The following is a 16,571-nucleotide window of genomic DNA, read 5'->3' on the forward strand; positions in this document are numbered from 1 at the left end:
GACGTTTCCTACGGGAACTGGCGACAGTGGCAAGGCGGCCATCAATGGTTAGGGTCCCTCTCCCTTGCTATAAAAATGGCTACTTCTCTTCGAGGGTGTCGCCATGTCGTTATTGCATTTGCTGTTTGGGAAGCCGACCCAGGATGAGTGGGAGCGTGCGAAAGAGGTCAAGTCCCGTAAAACCTGGAAAGTCGTATACGGAGGCATCGGCTTGGATGCCGCCGAAGTCTTGGAGTCACAGGGTTACAAGGACGCCCTGCACCAAGTACGCAAAATGGAGGCTGATCATTCATGGGCTTGCTGATCATCGTCCCATTACTGGTCAGCGGATACATGGTCTGCATCAGGCACCCCTTCTTCTATGTGCGCCTGCACCGTTTCCAAGGGCAACTGCTCTATTTGCAGGTGGCCAGAATGGGGATGGCTTGCCTGATTGTCTCGACCCTCCTGACCGCAGCCGTCCTGGCAGTGTCAAAGCAGGCGGTCCCGATCATGGGTCATGTCATTGCAACAGACTACAGCAGCTACTTGGGCACGCTATTGGTGCAACTTGATATTGCCAACGAAAAAAACGGCACTCTATGGATTTTCCTGATGCAGATCGGGCTGACGGCCCTGGTTATGCCTTTCTTCTGGTCAGCGTTCTATGTGGGCGCGAAGAAGAAAATATTGCAGCTGGAAACAGACGTCCAGCTCCACTCGCTGCTGGCGCTGGGTGTCCTTGAGGGTACACCTTTCAGAGTTTTGCTGAGAGAGTCCATCGCGCAGTGCCGGCCGTGCATGTTCAGCTTGAACGATCGCAAGGTCTATGTCGGAATCGTACTGTTCGCCGGCACACCGACCGAGTCCGAAGGTGTCGATCATGCCTTCACGCTAATCCCCATACTTAGCGGTTACCGAGACAAGGACACACTAGAGGTCACGCTGAATACTCACTACTCAAATGCAGCCACCCCGCCGCCCATCACACTGATCCAGGAAAATGTCGTTTCCGCTACACAGTTCGACTTCACGATCTGGAACGCGGTCCACACCCGCAAAAACCGCAAGCCGCGACAGGGCGAGTTCCATCAACACCGCCCCGCGCGTCCGATGCACGCTGAAAGCCTCTGCGCCTGAGGCTCCAACGTCAGTCAAACTTCCAGTTCAACCTGACGCGTAACATCTGCCCATCGTTATTGAACTTGGAATCATAGCCAGTCCCTGCTCCACCGATGCCCGGAATCACCGCGACGTTCAGCTTGTCTTCACCCAGGTCGTAGTACAGGTATTCGGTCTTGAACGACAGGTTCTTGGGGATGGCCTGTTCGATACCAGCTCCCACCGTATAACCCATCTTGAAATGGCTCTGGTCGTCGCTGAACTGGGTATTGCCTGTGGGGCCGAACATGTCGACGTTCTGGCTGGTTTCGCCATAGGCCAGACCAGCCGTGCCGTAGACCGGGGTGTGGTCGAACGCATAACCGAAGCAACCGCGCAGGGTCCCAAGGTACTTGATCTTCGATTCGAATTTGTTGTTCAGCGCTAGGCGGGTACTGAGTTTGGCGGTGCCGATGCCGCGCCGCCCCCTTGCTGGCAAGTAAAGCCTGAGAATCCTGGATGACGGAGTTGACGAACGGTCATGCGAATGTTCAGATGCCGCCCTGTTTCAGGTGCCCCCTGCCGCCGTGCTTGGGGTGAAACGGGAAACCGGTACGCTCTTTGAGCCAGTCCGGTGCTGCCCCCGCAACGGTATTCGCGTGCCCCCTTCGACACACCACTGTGGCCTGCGCGCCATGGGAAGGTGAAGGGATCCATACGCGAGAGCCCGGAGACCGGCCTGGAATTTCTGTTAGGCAAACTCCTGCGGTGGGCGGGCATGGGCCGGTGTCGGCGTGTGCGCGATGCCTTCTCCTGCGTGCTTCTGCGAAGATACTTTCGAGAAGACTATGATTCGACGTTCCCTGATCCCTTTGTTCGGCTCGCTGTTCAGCCCCCTGTTGCTGGCCGACGACAACACCCTGGTACTCAACCAGCAGATCGTCTCCGCCCCCTCCGTGGAATCCACCACCGTCGCCGCCATGGCCCAGTACGGCAGCAAAGTGGAGATCGTCACCCGCGAACAGATCGAACGCGCCGGCCCCGCCGCCGACGTGACGCGGGTGATGCAGATGTTCATCCCCGGCCTCTACGTGGCGCCGAAAAACGGCCCATTCGACTACGGCACCTATTCCCTGCTGGGCGGGCGCAACGATGACACGCTGATCCTGCTCGACGGCGTACGCCTGAACAACCGCCTGTATGGCGGCCTGTACCTCGACACGCTGCCGGCCAACGCCATCGAGCGCATCGAAGTGCTCAAGGGCGGCCAGAGCCTGCTGTTTGGCACCCAGGCGGTATCGGGGGTAATCAACATCGTCACGCGCAGCCCGCAGACCCGCGAGACGTCCGGTGAAGTGAACCTGGGAGTCGATACCTTCGGCGGCACCATCGGCGATGCGCGGGTCGAGAAGATCTTCACCAACGGCTGGGGAGACCTCGGCCTGCTGGCGTATGTCAGCCGCAACGCCTCCGAAGGCTACCAGCCGTTTCGCAACAGCGACTACAGCGGCCGCGTCAGCGACAAAAAACGCTCGTACGAAGTGACCACCTTAGGCACCAAGGCCATCCAGTCGTTTGGCGATGACTCGCGCCTGGAGCTGTTCTACCAATATGCCGATGCCAACCTTGATTTCGCGCGGCCGGTAAACAACTACAAGACCACCAACGACCGCGTGCAACAGATCGCCACGGCCACTTTCGAACAGGCGATCAACGAGCGCTTGAGCTACTTCGTCAAGGGCCATATCAACGATTGGGACACGCGTTATACACGGATCGACAACACCGCGAGTGGCGGCCGCAATGTGCGCAATCACAATGACTACTGGGGCTTTACCGATTGGGGCGTGCAGGCCGAAGGCAAGGCTGAATTGCCAGGCGGCCATGTGCTGGTGGTGGGCAGCGACAACCAGTGGTTCAAGGGTCAGGACGATGTACTGGTGATCGACGACAACAAGGCCCAGGCCCATGCGCTGTATACGCAGTTGCGGCCACAGATCGACGCATTGCCCAATTGGCACCCCAGCATCGGCGTGCGCCATGAAGCCATGAGCGGCGGCGACAGCGCAACCGTCGGCATGCTCACCTCCCTCTACGACCTCAACGACCACTGGGCCCTGCGCGGCCAATACGGTACGGCCTACAAACTGCCCAACGCCGAGCAGTTGTTCGTCAACGAGCCAGGCGACGAAATCGGCAACCGCAACCTCAAGCCGGAGAAAAGCCGCAACGCCGAGCTGGGTATCGATTACAAAGGGTTGCTGGCCGAGCGTGATTTCAGCGCCAGCGTCACGCTGTTCAAACGCAAGATCACCGACCTGATCACGCTTGACGATGTGCAGTGGGTCAACGGCCAGGGCCAGATCCAGATGCGCGGCTTCGAGGCCGACGCCAAGCTTGCACTCGACGACCAGTGGAGCCTGCAAGCCGACATGACGCGCAACCTCACCGAGTCCCGCACCGGGGTCACTATCAACGACATTCCGAGCTTTTTCGCCCGTTCACGGATCGGTTTCGAATCGGAAAACCGCTTATGGGGCGCAGGTACTGCGATCCGCTATATCCGCGACATCACCAGCTCGAAAAAAGTCGAATACGGCCACTACTCCGTGGTGGACGCCGATGCCTATCGCTACCTCGACAACGCCCACCAACACCGCCTGAGCCTGTTGGTGGAAAACCTGTTCGACCGCGACTACGTCACCAGCCGCGCCAGCAACGTCGATAACCTCGGCCGCCCGTTCACATCGCAGGTGCGTTACACGTATCGTTTCTGATGACTGAGATCACCAAAATCGACGGGGTGGACTTCCATCCCGACTGGTCCCGCATGCCGGACCACGCCCGCCATGTATTCCTGTGCACCGGCCCGCGCTGTACGCAGCGCGGCGCCTTGCAACTGTGGAAAACCCTAGGCCGCCGGTTGCTGGAACATGAACACATCGAAGTGCCCGGTGGCGTGCTGCTGACGCGCACCCATTGCCAGTTCCCGTGCAACCTCGGGCCGGTACTCACGGTATATCCCGAACGCTGCTGGTATGGCGTGCGCAACAAGGCCGATGTGCTGCGCCTGGTGGATGTGCACCTGGTGGGTGGCGATGTGGTGCAAGACCTGCTGATCAAGGACCTACCATGAGAAAAACCTGGTTATTGCCAGTCGCGCTGTTCTGCTGCACACCGGCGCTGGCAGACAGTTATCGCAACTGCGCCCAGGATTGGAGCGTGCCTCCGTCACCGCCTTCGCGCATCGTGGCACTCAACCAGCACGCCGCCGATCTGCTGCTAGCGCTGGATGCCGGGCCTTCGCTGGTGGGTGTCGCGTATCTGGACGACAACGGCATTGCACACCGGCATGACGAGTACTTTGACGTGCCGGTCATCGCGACGAAATACCCGTCCAGCGAAGTGCTGTATGCGCAACGTCCGGACATGGTGGTGGGCGGCTTTGCCAGTGCGTTCGGTGATGGAGTCACCTCCCGCACCGGGATGGCAAACAACAGAGTGGCGTCGTACCTGCTGGAGTCCGCCTGCGCGGGTCACTCCCTGGATTATTTTGGACATATCCGCCAGGACCTGTTTACCCTCGGCGCCCTCCTGCACAAAAACCAGCGCGCTCAAATGCTGAGCGATGCGTTGGATGCTGACCTGGCACACGCCCACGCGCTGATCGGGGATGCCCGTCCGCTGTCGGTGTTTTACCTGGACAATGAAGTGGGGGGACTCGATAGCGAAGGTCAACGGGGTTTTGTCACCACCTTGCTGGCAGCTTCCGGTGCACACAATGTACTGGCCGATATCCCGTTGTCACGGGTGACCGTCAGCAATGAAACTCTGTTGGCCAAGGACCCGGACGTGATCCTGCTGGCCGACGCGCTGTGGTCACCGGCCAGCCGCAAGCGGCAGTTGCTGACCACCGACCCGGTGCTTTCGAAGCTGCGCGCCGTGCGCGAGAACCGCCTGATCGACATTCCCTTCACCCACGTGGTGCCCAACATGGGGAGCGGTCAGGTGGTTCTGTCATTGACACAGCGGTTCAAGGCGCTGGCAATTCGTGACCAGCGGTAAAGAGTCCTTTTCGGATTCGGCGGTTTTTCCGAAGGAACGACGGGCGGATACTCGACTCCATTCTTCACACCCCTTCAGGAGTTACTGATGTCTATCCCAACGCACAATATCCCGGCCTTCGGCCTCGGCACTTTCCACCTGCAAGGCCAGGTGGTGATCGATTCCGTCAGCACCGGCCTGGAACTGGGCTACCGTGTGATCGACACCGCACAGATCTACGAGAACGAAGCCGACGTCGGCCAGGCAATTGCCGACAGCGGCGTGCCGCGTGACCAGTTGTTCATCACCAGCAAGATCTGGATCGCCAACTTCGCCGAAGGCCAACTGATTCCAAGCCTGCGCGAAAGTCTGGGCAAACTGAGGACCGACTACCTGGACTTGACCCTGATCCACTGGCCCTCGCCGGACGACCAGGTGCCTGTTACCGAATTCATGGGCCAGTTGCTGGAAGCCAAGCGCCTGGGACTGACCCGCCAGATCGGCATTTCCAACTTCACCGTCGACTTGATGAAACAAGCGATTGCAGCCGTTGGCGCCGAAAACATCGCCACCAACCAGGTCGAACTGCACCCCTACCTGCAAAACCGCAAGGTCGTAGACTTCGCCACCGCCAACGGCATTCAGATCACGTCGTACATGACCCTGGCCTACGGCGAAGTGCTCAAGGACCCGGTGATCCAGCAAATCGCCGAACGCCATCAGGCGACCCCAGCGCAAGTGACGCTGGCCTGGGCCATGCAATTGGGCTACGCAGTCATCCCGTCGTCAACCAAGCGCACCAACCTGGAAAGTAACCTCAAGGCCCTGCAACTGACCTTGAGTACTGCCGACATGGCACAGATTGCCGAGCTGGAACGCGGCCATCGCCTGACCAGCCCCAAGGGTATCGCACCGAAATGGGATTAACCCCCGGCTGCCGGCTGGGATAACTCGCGCAACCACGGCAACACCCGCAGGCCGGCAGTGGCTGCGGGTGGGTCAATGATGTCCATGAAGTGTTCAAGGTTGACGTTGTCAGGCACGCCGGGCAGCCGCACCAGCACCGCCGGCGTTACGTCAGCGCGGGTACTCAGGTCCAAATGATCGTAGAACAGCACGTGGTGCGCCTGGGGTTGAGACCCGCAAGCATGAGCCGTCAGCCCCGCATTGATGATCAGCACATCAAAGGGCAGAGCCGGGATAGCGGTGAGCAACTGGGCCTCTTCAACGGTTTCCACCGGTACGATCCGGAAGTACCCCAACCGATTGAGCATTTTCTCAATATACAAACGTTGCAGGTGTTGTTCATCGGCAATCAGGATGGTCAGTGCTTTGTTTGGCATGGCGAATCCCTGGGCAGGCAGCGCTCGTCAGTGAGCGAGCCCCATTTTCCAGACATACCCCGAACACAAAATCAGGTTTATTCCTACTCCATGTAGGAATTCTCCCAAACCCACCGAATAGACATCCACTTCAGTCAAGTCTGCTTGATGCGTTCGCTCAAGTTATGATGCAAGCTATCAATGGCGTGGCCAATGGCTTCAACCGAAGCCGCCAATGCATCACGGTCCCCCCTTTCACACACGCCCTCCAGCGCTTCACAACAAGCGACCAGCGCCACCGCCTTGACCATGCGAACCCCACCTTTGACGCGATGGGCCAGGTCATGCAACTCGCCAAAGTCCACGTGTTCTTGCAGCGCCCATAGCGACGAGCGTTCCTTCGCGAGGCTACCGAGTAATGACGTCAGCAACTCATTGAGCCCGGCAGTATCATCGCCTGTCAGAGCGATCAGCGTACTCAAGTCACATACCGGCACGCCCTCTTTCACCACCGCTGCCGCGGTGCGCGACGCCAATGCCGTGCGCAGATCATCCAGGCCGGTCGGTTTGAAGAGACAACCGTCCATGCCCGCCTGCCGGCAGCGCTCGGTCTCCTCCGGTTGCGCGTTGGCGGTAAACCCCAGTAGCAGACACGGCACCAGGCCACGCTGACGCTCCTGGGCACGGATATCACGTGCCAATGTGTAGCCATCCTTGAGTGGCATATTGCAGTCGGTGATGACGCCATCAAACTGCCCGGCCTGCCACAGGGCAAAGCCCTCAGCGCCGTCCTCGGCTGTGACGATGTGATGTCCCAGGAAGCTCAGTTGTCGAGTCAACAGCAAGCGATTGGCCGGGTAATCATCGACCACCAGGAGGTTCAATGCAGGTGTCGCAGGCGCAGGTTTAACAGGTAAAGAAAGCGCCGTTTCGGTGGTCAACGCCAGCGCCAACGTCACGTCCACTCGCGTCCCCTTGCCCTGCACACTGCTCAAATGCAATTGGCCGCCCATCATCTCGCACAGGTTGCGGCTGATCACCAACCCAAGGCCGGAGCCACTGCGCGCCGATTGGTCGTTGTTGCTGCCTTGGAAAAACGGATTGAACAAGCGCTGCTGATCTTCGGCACTGATGCCAATCCCCGTATCTTCCACAAACAACCGGAGGTTCAAGTGGTCACCGACCAATGCCGGTGTGCTCTGAGCGCCCAGACGCACCTGCCCGTTGGCGGTGAACTTGATGGCATTGCCCAGCAGGTTGGACACCACTTGCTTGAAACGCAAAGGGTCGATCAGCACCGTTCGATCGATCAGCGGATCAAGCTCGACTTGCAGCTGCAGCCCCTTATCCCGAGCCAACCCCTCGAAAACGCGCGCCACGGAGGCCAACAACTCATGGAGATTGGCCTGCTCCAGGCTCAAGGACAGGTGGCCGGTTTCAATCCGTGCAATGTCCAGGATATCGCCGATCAACTCCAGCATGCTCCGGGACGCCATCGACGCCACCTCTAGCGCGTCCTGATCGACACGGCCCTGCTCGGCGTTTTTTTTGGCCAACTCAAGCATACCGAGCACCGCATTCATCGGTGTGCGAATCTCATGACTCATGGTCGCCAGGAAGGTGGTCTTGGCACGGTTGGCGGCGTCGGCTTCCTCCTTGGCCTCCTGCAACTGGCCAAGCAGGCGCTGGCGCTCGCTGACATCCACCCAGCCGGCGATCATGCCCACGACGCTGCCATTACTGTCACGGTACGGCAGCATCCACTGGTAAATGGTCAACACACCACCACCTGGCACCTTGAGTACGCGATCCTGGATCTGCGGCTCGCCCCGCTCCATCAGGTCCAGGTAATCGGCATGGAACGACTGGGCCTGCGGCGGGTTGCCCGTGTCGGTTTGCACCACAGTCTTGCCGATCACGTCCTCCAACCTGAAGCCAAACACATCAAGGTAAGCGTTGTTACAGGCCATTAACCGGCCCTGGCGATCGCGCACGTAAATCGGATGGGGTGTGCCATCGATCAGCACGCTCATGAATCGCATCTGGTCGCTCAAGGCCCGCTCTGCCTGGGCGCGCTTGCGTATCAGGTTGCGCAGGTAGAGCCCCCAACCCAGCGTCACCAGCAGCAGTAACGCGGCCAGACCAAACCCCTGGATGATCACATTGCGGTGGCTGCTCCAGTAGCTGTCTTCGATGATGATCTCGCTGCGCCAACGGTTGGTCAGTTCGTCCATTTCTTCAGGCGTGATACTCAACAACGCCTTCTCGAGGATCGAATACAGCTCCAGTTGGCTGCGGTTGACACCGAAGGCAATGCGCGCCGGTTCCGTGCCGATCGTGGTGGTGATACGCAGACGGTCTCGATAATTGCGCGCAATCATGTAGCGTGCGCTGATCAACGAAACAATAGTCGCATCGACACTCCCCTTGGCGACCAGGTCCATGGCGGCCTCAGGGTTCTCGACGTCGACAAACTTGATACCTGGATAATCCCGGGCTATCTGTGCACCGAGGCTGTTGCCGCCAATGAACGCCAGCCGTTTTCCGGGCATGTCTTCCAGGGTGAGCAGCCGTTCATCACTGGCACGCGCCACCAGCACATAGGGGTTGGACAGGTAAGGTCGGGTAAAGCGGACTTTTTCGGCACGCTCGACGCTAGGCGTAATGACCGCAAGCATGTCCACTTGCCCGCTGCTGACCTCATCAATTTGCCGAGGTAAAGAATTGCTGTGGACCATCTCGAACTTCAAACCCGTGCGCAAGCTGATCCGCGACAACACTTCATCGCTCAGCCCCGCGAATTGCCCCTGCTCATTCAGGAATGACAGCGGCATGAACTTGTCGAGCACCGCGACCTTTACCCGAGGATGCTTCTCCAGCCAACGCTGCTCACCGTCGCTCAGGCGCAACCGGTCGGCCTCCAGGAAGCCGCTGTCTCCGGCACTCCAGCGGCGCAGGATGCTCATTTGCTGGTTGGCCGGGATCACGGCCAGCGCTGCGTTGATGATATTCAGCAGGCGGATGTTATCTCCGGAGAAAGCGAACCCGAACGGGTTGACCTCCAGCCCGGAAAAATCGGCCACGCGCACATTATTGAGGTGATTCTTTTGGATCAGATAACGGGTACTGATGACGTCGCCCAGGTACACATCCGCCTGGCCAAACGCGACGGCGCCGATGGCTTGGTGGGTCGAACCGTACAACAGCAGTTGCGCCGCTGGGTAATAGGCTTGCACTGCGCGAGGCTGCATGTAGTGGTAGAGCATCGCCACGCGTTTGCCGGCCAGGTCGGCGCTCAGTAAATGACTGTCACCCGCGCGAGTTACCAGCACAGGTTGATCATTGGCGTAGGAACGAGACAGTATCAGGTCCTTGTCGGCGGCTTCGTAGCCATTGGCCGACCCGACTAAATCCACTTCTCCCAGCTTGAGTGCCTCGATCACCTCATCGCGGGTGTCATAGCGTCGAACTTCAATGGGCACGCTTAAGATAAGGCTGATCAACCACGCGTAGTCAGCGGTGATACCTTCAAAATCATTGCTGTTGCTAAGGTCGAAAGGCGCGTAGTCCGGCGCCGACACCCCCATCACCAACGTGCGCCGCTGGCGTAACCAGCGCCAGTCGCTTTCATCAAGCGCCACGCCTGGGTTCTCAAGTGTGGCGTGACCGAGGAGCCGTAGGGAGTGCGGCTCATCCAGGGCCATCGCTGCATGGGAAAACAACCCGATCAGCAGGACAGCCGTGAATCTCAACAGCCGGGAGGTGGTCATTTCAGATCAGATGATTGCGCTGGGCGAACTTGGACAGGTGCACTACCGAAGACATACGCAGCTTCTCCTTGAGTCGCGTCTTGTAGGTGCTGATGGTTTTGTGGCTCAGCAGCATATCCTCGGCGATTTCCTTATTGCTCAGGCCCAGAGCCAGCTTTTGCAGCACCGTCAATTCGCGGTCCGACAGCGCTTCGACCAATTCTTGTTCGGTAGTCTGCAAATCGTCACGGCGCACTGAACTGTTGGCCACGCTGGGGAAGCAGCTGTAGCCGGAGCGGATCGCCCTGATCGCCTTTTGCAACTCGTCCAGTTCACCCGTCTTGGCCACGAAGCCCATGGCCCCGGCGCGCATGCAGCGGGTGGAGAAGAACACCGCCAGGTAGGAGGTCAGCACAAGGATCTTGCATGGCAGCTCCAACGCCTTGATCCGGCTGATCACCTCCAGCCCGCCAAGCTTGGGCATGGCCAGGTCGAGGATGATCAGGTCCGGGCGCTGCTCACGCGCGCACTGCATGGCGTCGGCGCCGTTGCCCGCTTCATAGATTTCACCAAAGCCTTCTTGCTTCAACAGGTACTTCACGGTGGCACGGATAAAAGGGTGATCATCCACAATTAAAGCTTTGCTCATAAGACTCCCCCGAGGGATCAGTACGCTTACATATCACACGGGACCCATCTACCTGTGAAAAGTAACAGTTCCGACAAACGGTACTGATTACTCTGCATGACACTTCAGGTAGGACAGACCCCTCCTTTTGATAGAACACTGTCAATACGTTGAGCTGCGCCTTGGTTTCTAAGGCGCAAGGGCGCAACCTTAACAACGGTGTGGCTTATCAAATGAAGGGATAGTCTCGATTGCTTGTAGGACTTTTCCTCGTAACAGCATAGTCAGCTTTGCGCGGGACAATCCCAGACAGCCGGGGATTACTCGGTAGTACTTGGGCTCCAGAACGCTTGCACCACCAGGGTCGACATCGAAATTCGCGCCACCAGCGCGTCCAGTTCGTCACCGTCCACCGACGTCACGGCCAAGGTGGCTTCGATCTCCACTTCTTCCGTGCCAAAGGGACGCACGTCCACATCGCTGGCCGGGTAGTTGCAACGTGCCAGCTCCGCTTCCAGCAAAGCCAGTACGGCTTTCTGCTGGGTACGCCGGGCGATCACATACAAGATGTTGGTGACCTCTGCCGACACCACGTCCAACGGCTGACGGTTGATGTTGTTGACAATCGGTCGCAGCAAGGTGTTTGCCGCAAGCACAAACAGCGTGCCAAGCAGCGCTTCGAGCACTAGGTCGGCCCCCGCGCAAGCGCCCACAGCCGCCGATGCCCAGAGGGTGGCCGCCGTATTGAGCCCACGCACGTTGCCCTCTTCACGCATGATCACACCGGCACCGAGAAAGCCGATGCCCGAGACCACATAGGCCACCACCCGCACCGCGCCTTCCGCGCCGCCGAGTCGGCTAGCCATGTCGACGAAAATCGCCGCGCCCACTGCCACCAGCACGTTGGTGCGCAGGCCCGCCGTACGCTGGCGGTATTGACGTTCGAAACCGATCAAGCCGCCGAGGACAAAGGCCGCAGTGAGGCTGACCAGAGTGTCGACCAGAGATTCAAGGTTGATGTTGTTGATTGCTTGCATAGGAAATCTTCCCTGTTCATTGCCAGCCAAACTTACGGATGTAGTAGCCCTTCACCGCCTGGGTCAGCGCCATATACGCCAGCAGAATCACCGGCAGGAACACGAAGTACAGCGACGGCAGCGCCTGCAACTTGAAGTAATGCGCCAGCGGCCCCATCGGCAGGAAAATCCCCACGGCCATGATCACGCCGGTCATCACCATCAACGGCATCGCCGCACGGCTTTGCAGGAACGGGATTTTCGGGGTGCGGATCATGTGCACGATCAGCGTCTGGGTCAGCAACCCCACCACGAACCAGCCAGACTGGAACAGGGTCTGGTGGTCGGGAGTATTGGCGTCAAAGACGTACCACATGAGTGCGAACGTGGTGATGTCAAAGATCGAACTGATCGGCCCGAAAAACAGCATGAAACGACCGACATCTCCTGGCTGCCAGCGCTGGGGTTTACTCAGCATCTCGTCGTCGACGTTATCGAACGGGATCGCAATCTGCGAAATGTCATACAGCAGGTTTTGCACCAGCAGATGCATTGGCAGCATCGGCAGGAACGGAATGAACGCGCTGGCCACCAGCACCGAGAACACGTTGCCGAAGTTGGAGCTGGCAGTCATTTTGATGTACTTGAGCATGTTGGCGAAGGTGCGACGGCCTTCCAGCACACCCTCCTCCAGAATCATCAGGCTCTTTTCCAGCAGGATGATGTCGGCAGCTTCCTTGGCGATATCCACCGCGCTGTCTACCGAAATACCGATATCGGCGGTCCGTAGCGCCGGCGCATCGTTGATACCATCGCCCATGAAGCCGACCACATGCCCATTGGCCTTGAGCAAGCGCACGATGCGTTCCTTGTGGCTTGGCGTCAGCTTGGCGAACACATTGGTAGTTTCCACGGCCTTGGCCAGTTCGGCGTCGGTCATGTCCTCAATGTCGTTGCCCATCAGCAGACCCTGTTGCTCCAGGCCCACTTCGCGGCAGATCTTGGCGGTGACCAGTTCGTTGTCGCCGGTCAGCACTTTCACTGCCACGCCATGGGCCTTGAGGGCTTTGAGCGCAGGCGCGGTGCTTTCCTTGGGTGGGTCGAGGAACGCGACGTAACCGATCAGCGTGAGGTTATTCTCATCCGCCAGGCTGTAGGCGTCACGCCCCGGCGCCATCGGTTGCGCGGCCACGGCGACCACGCGCAGGCCTTCTTCATTGAACGCGGCGGTGACCTGACGGATACGTGCCAACAGGTCATCGGTCAGTGCTTCATTGACGTCGCCATGGCGCACGTTGTTGCACACCGACAGAATCTCCTCCACGGCACCCTTGCAGATCAACAGGTGCGGCTGGCCCTGCTCGGCGACCACCACGGACATGCGGCGGCGGTTGAAGTCGAACGGGATCTCATCGACCTTCTGGAACGCCGTGCCGACTTTCAGCTCGCGATGTACCTCCACATGCTCCAGTACCGCCACGTCCAGCAGGTTTTTCAGGCCGGTCTGGTAGTAGCTGTTGAGGTAGGCCATTTCCAGCACGTCATCGGACTCTTCACCCCATACGTCCACATGACGCGCCAGGAAAATCTTGTCCTGCGTCAGGGTGCCGGTCTTGTCGGTGCACAGCACGTCCATGGCGCCGAAGTTCTGGATCGCGTCCAGGCGCTTGACGATGACTTTTTTACGCGACAGAAACACCGCGCCCTTGGCCAGGGTGGACGTGACAATCATCGGCAACATTTCCGGGGTCAGGCCCACGGCAATCGACAGCGCGAACAGCAGTGCCTCGGTCCAGTCGCCCTTGGTGAAACCGTTGATGAACAGCACCAGCGGCGCCATCACGAACATGAAGCGGATCAGCAACCAGCTGACCTTGTTGACGCCATGCTGGAAAGAGGTGGTGGCGCGATCAGTCGCGGTCACGCGCTGGGCCAAGGCGCCGAAATAGGTGCTGTTGCCGGTGGTCAGGATCACCGCCGTCGCCGCGCCGGACACCACGTTGGTGCCCATGAACAGGATGTTCTCCAGGTCCAGCGGGTTGCGGGTCTTGGCGTCCTGCTGCTGGGCGAACTTCTCCACCGGCATCGATTCACCGGTCATTGCCGCCTGGCTGACAAACAGGTCCTTGGCGCTGAGTACGCGGCAATCGGCGGGGATCATGTCCCCAGCGGACAGTACGATCAGGTCGCCCGGCACCAGTTGTTTGATTGGCAGTTCGATGCGCTTGGCTTCATCGCGGCGCAGCACCGTAGCGGTGTTGCTCACCATGGCTTTCAGCGCATCGGCCGCCTTGTTGGACTTGGCCTCCTGCCAGAAACGCAGCAGCGTCGACAGCACCACCATGGAGAAAATCACCGTGGCGGCCTTCATGTCTTCGGTCAGCCAGGAGATCACCGCCAGCAAGGTCAGCAGCAGGTTGAACGGGTTTTTGTAGCAGTGCCACAGGTGCACCCACCATGGCAGCGGTTGCTCATGCTCGACTTCGTTGAGGCCATATTGCACGCGCAGGGCATCGGCTTCCTGAGTCGTCAAACCTTCGTAATGGCTACCCAGGGTGCCGAGCAATTGCACCGCACTGCTGTTGGCCGAGACCACCAGGGTTTGCGCCAGGGTCGGCGGCACTTCGCGGCTGACGCTGGCGTCGGTCACGGTGTCGAGCATCGCCAGGCGGCGGAAATGCCGGGCGATGTGCCGGGTCCGCAGGAAGCCGGCAAAGAACTCTTTCAACAGAGTCAGGTTCATGGTGTTACTCCTGCGCGAGGAAAAAACCGTCGTGCAGGTACCGCCGTCTGCACCGCGCCCGTTTTATAGGCACAGCCAGCTTGGCCCGCCTGTCGCAAAAGACAGGCGCGTCCGTAGCATCCCGAGGTGAGGCGGGTGCTGGTCAGCGTCGATGAGAGGGATTCGGGCAGGTGCCAGGACTGGCGCTGCCGGGATGCCGCTTCTCGCTTTTAGTGGCGAGACAACGGCATCGGAAAAATGCGCGTTACCTTGCCAAGCCTGTGCCGGTTACCGAAACCGGCCGACTACTGTCACTCGAACAAGTACCCACTGAGGGTCTCCGCTATTGATGAAAACGCGCGAAGCTTACGCCCCGATGATGAGAGAGTAAACCGTAGGAAAGTTTCCGTATGGGGAATAAGAAGATTCTTCAGGATGGGTTCAGGAAGGTGCATCCACTTGATCTCGCGGCACCAACGTCAGGTAATCACCCACCTGCCCACCTGCCAGGGCCTTGACCTGAATCGATACGCTGTTCACCTGACGCCCCATCGTGATCCCTTCGCGGGTGCGTACCTGCACATAGCCAAGCTTAGGCCAGAAACGTTCGGCCTTGGCATTGCCGATGACTACCGTCAAACGCAGCCATTGAGCGCCGTTGCCCGCAGCCCAAGCCTCAAGATCCGCGTGCAGCCGCTGCGCCAACCCAGTGCCATGCAAGCGTGCATCCACCAGCAACAGCCCGATGTGCCAAACACCAACAGCCAGCAAGTCCGCCGCAATGTTCACCACCGCCACCAGCTGGTGTTCCAGATCGCGGTAACCCAGCCAATACATCCGACTGCACGCCCACCCTGCGGGCAACTGTCCCTGCAATTCCTCATGCGCTTCGGTCGCAGTGGCCGGTTCGCCGTTGACCGCGATGAAGTAATCCGGCGCCCGCTCAAAAAACCGCTGCAACTCGACCTCATCGCGATCACCCAGCTCAACGACCTGAATGCCCACGACGGAACACGCCGGCAACCCGTGTGAATCAACTTCCATGTCCATCGTTCTCAATCGTCCCGCGTCAGCACTTCCAGCAACTCAATCTCAAAACGCAGGTTGCTGTTGGGCTTGATATGCGCGCCCATCGACCGCTCGCCATAGGCCAGATGCGCCGGCACGAACAGGCTGCGCACACCGCCTACCTGCATGCCCATCAAGCCCTTATCCCAGCCCTTGATCACACGCCCGGTGCCGATCACACACTGGAACGGCTTGCCGCGCTCCCAAGAGGAGTCGAACACCGTGCCGTCTTCCAGTGTGCCGGTGTATTGGGTGGTGATCAGCGCGCCTTTAACCACGGCTTTGCCGGTGCCGGGGCGGATGTCGGTGATTTGGAGTTCTTCGGGGCTCATGGGGAATCCATTGGATAGATAGTGTTTGCTTGAGTTGTGTTTCGCAGATAGGGCATTAAATCCAAGTCGACAATCGCCCAGAATCCACCGGAAAAATCAGGATTATTCAGGTGGACATCAATCGCTAAAACTTGCGGAAGCTGTTCTTGATCGGCAATCACCCCTTCAAGGTGCAACGCCAAGGCCTCGCGGACATTATGCAGCGCTTCGGAAAAAGACCTTCCCGCAGAGAAACACCCCTGCACGTCAGGAATGGTCACGCCGTAGTCCGAGTCCGCGTCCTTGTGTACTACCACAGGAAACTTCATTTTTCCTCCTCTGGATAAGCCCTTGAGGGTCATTCAGCCGAATCATTATTTGAGCCTTACTGTTTTTTTACCAGCGTGCTAATCACCTCCGCACAGAATGTGGGTGCGCAAGCAAGAAAAAAGCAGTGACATTTTCCTTTATCTCGCAGGACGTTTCCGAGGGAATCCCAACCGCTTGCGCCGCTCAAATCACGTGGCTAGTCGTCGTCGGTCACTGCCCATTCAGTGACCGGGTTTAGTAGCCCACGATGTGATTAGGCGCCAAGCGCCCCCTTATGCAAGGCGCCTTTTTTCGGCCCTGC

General features: G+C 59.0%; 14 protein-coding genes, 1 pseudogene and 1 riboswitch. Of the genes and pseudogenes, 6 read left to right on the top strand and 9 right to left on the bottom strand.

The features are described from left to right. The first annotated feature begins 103 nt into the window (after positions 1 to 103). Together ACP7C6_RS25905 and ACP7C6_RS25910 are read left to right on the top strand one after the other, a co-directional pair. Positions 104 to 304, top strand: a complete 201-nt coding sequence (locus ACP7C6_RS25905) for a hypothetical protein (RefSeq protein ID WP_028619636.1) — start codon at positions 104 to 106, stop codon at positions 302 to 304. After that, positions 292 to 1,119, top strand: coding sequence for a hypothetical protein (locus ACP7C6_RS25910; protein WP_426109415.1), 828 nt, complete (start codon positions 292 to 294; stop codon positions 1,117 to 1,119). Before ACP7C6_RS25905 ends, ACP7C6_RS25910 begins: the two co-directional genes overlap by 13 nt. Positions 1,120 to 1,129: 10 nt before the next feature. On the opposite strand, the gene ACP7C6_RS25915 is transcribed toward ACP7C6_RS25910, so the two are convergent. Next, the gene (locus ACP7C6_RS25915; RefSeq protein ID WP_426109416.1) at positions 1,130 to 1,579 is read right to left on the bottom strand and encodes an outer membrane protein; all 450 of its coding nucleotides are present in this window, start codon (positions 1,577 to 1,579) and stop codon (positions 1,130 to 1,132) included. A gap of 54 nt (positions 1,580 to 1,633) precedes the next feature. Continuing rightward, a riboswitch (cobalamin riboswitch) is annotated at positions 1,634 to 1,837 on the top strand. 91 nt (positions 1,838 to 1,928) lie between these two features. Here ACP7C6_RS25915 and ACP7C6_RS25920 point away from each other — a divergent pair. From ACP7C6_RS25920 to dkgB, 4 genes are all read left to right on the top strand, one after another. After that, positions 1,929 to 3,857 carry a TonB-dependent receptor plug domain-containing protein gene (locus tag ACP7C6_RS25920; protein WP_426109417.1) on the top strand — a complete coding sequence of 643 codons (1,929 nt, stop codon included), beginning with the start codon at positions 1,929 to 1,931 and terminating at the stop codon, positions 3,855 to 3,857. Then, positions 3,857 to 4,216, top strand: a complete 360-nt coding sequence (locus tag ACP7C6_RS25925) for a (2Fe-2S) ferredoxin domain-containing protein (RefSeq protein ID WP_426109418.1) — start codon at positions 3,857 to 3,859, stop codon at positions 4,214 to 4,216. Before ACP7C6_RS25920 ends, ACP7C6_RS25925 begins: the two co-directional genes overlap by 1 nt. After that, positions 4,213 to 5,145 (top strand): ABC transporter substrate-binding protein, encoded by a 933-nt coding sequence (locus tag ACP7C6_RS25930; RefSeq protein WP_426109419.1) that lies wholly within the window; start codon positions 4,213 to 4,215, stop codon positions 5,143 to 5,145. Before ACP7C6_RS25925 ends, ACP7C6_RS25930 begins: the two co-directional genes overlap by 4 nt. 87 nt (positions 5,146 to 5,232) lie before the next feature. Further along, positions 5,233 to 6,051 (top strand): 2,5-didehydrogluconate reductase DkgB, encoded by an 819-nt coding sequence (gene dkgB / locus ACP7C6_RS25935; protein ID WP_426109420.1) that lies wholly within the window; start codon positions 5,233 to 5,235, stop codon positions 6,049 to 6,051. Here dkgB and ACP7C6_RS25940 read toward each other — a convergent pair. The 8 genes and pseudogenes from ACP7C6_RS25940 to ACP7C6_RS25975 form a co-directional block, all read right to left on the bottom strand. Continuing rightward, positions 6,048 to 6,467 (bottom strand): chemotaxis protein CheY, encoded by a 420-nt coding sequence (locus ACP7C6_RS25940; protein ID WP_426109421.1) that lies wholly within the window; start codon positions 6,465 to 6,467, stop codon positions 6,048 to 6,050. The genes dkgB and ACP7C6_RS25940 overlap by 4 nt on opposite strands. Before the next feature lie 134 nt (positions 6,468 to 6,601). Continuing rightward, positions 6,602 to 10,216, bottom strand: a complete 3,615-nt coding sequence (locus ACP7C6_RS25945; protein WP_426109422.1) for a transporter substrate-binding domain-containing protein — start codon at positions 10,214 to 10,216, stop codon at positions 6,602 to 6,604. A 1-nt stretch (position 10,217) separates the two neighbouring features. Beyond that, positions 10,218 to 10,844, bottom strand: a complete 627-nt coding sequence (locus tag ACP7C6_RS25950; protein ID WP_028619628.1) for a response regulator transcription factor — start codon at positions 10,842 to 10,844, stop codon at positions 10,218 to 10,220. Positions 10,845 to 11,143: 299 nt separating this feature from the next. Continuing rightward, positions 11,144 to 11,860, bottom strand: a complete 717-nt coding sequence (locus tag ACP7C6_RS25955; protein WP_010211291.1) for an MgtC/SapB family protein — start codon at positions 11,858 to 11,860, stop codon at positions 11,144 to 11,146. 16 nt (positions 11,861 to 11,876) lie between these two features. After that, positions 11,877 to 14,582 carry a magnesium-translocating P-type ATPase gene (gene mgtA, locus ACP7C6_RS25960; protein ID WP_426109423.1) on the bottom strand — a complete coding sequence of 902 codons (2,706 nt, stop codon included), beginning with the start codon at positions 14,580 to 14,582 and terminating at the stop codon, positions 11,877 to 11,879. Positions 14,583 to 15,002: 420 nt separating this feature from the next. Then, on the bottom strand, positions 15,003 to 15,605 hold the full coding sequence (locus tag ACP7C6_RS25965; protein ID WP_426109424.1) for a GNAT family N-acetyltransferase: 603 nt from the start codon (positions 15,603 to 15,605) through the stop codon (positions 15,003 to 15,005). Between the two features lie 11 nt (positions 15,606 to 15,616). After that, positions 15,617 to 15,961, bottom strand: a complete 345-nt coding sequence (locus ACP7C6_RS25970; protein ID WP_028619625.1) for an FKBP-type peptidyl-prolyl cis-trans isomerase — start codon at positions 15,959 to 15,961, stop codon at positions 15,617 to 15,619. 11 nt (positions 15,962 to 15,972) lie between these two features. Further along, a pseudogene (locus ACP7C6_RS25975) lies at positions 15,973 to 16,269 on the bottom strand (type II toxin-antitoxin system HicB family antitoxin); the annotation flags it as partial. Between the last annotated feature and the right edge of the window lie 302 nt (positions 16,270 to 16,571).

It is taken from the genome of Pseudomonas sp. TWR1-1-4 (assembly GCF_049897165.1).
In the GTDB taxonomy this organism is placed as follows: Bacteria; Pseudomonadota; Gammaproteobacteria; order Pseudomonadales; family Pseudomonadaceae; genus Aquipseudomonas; species Aquipseudomonas canadensis.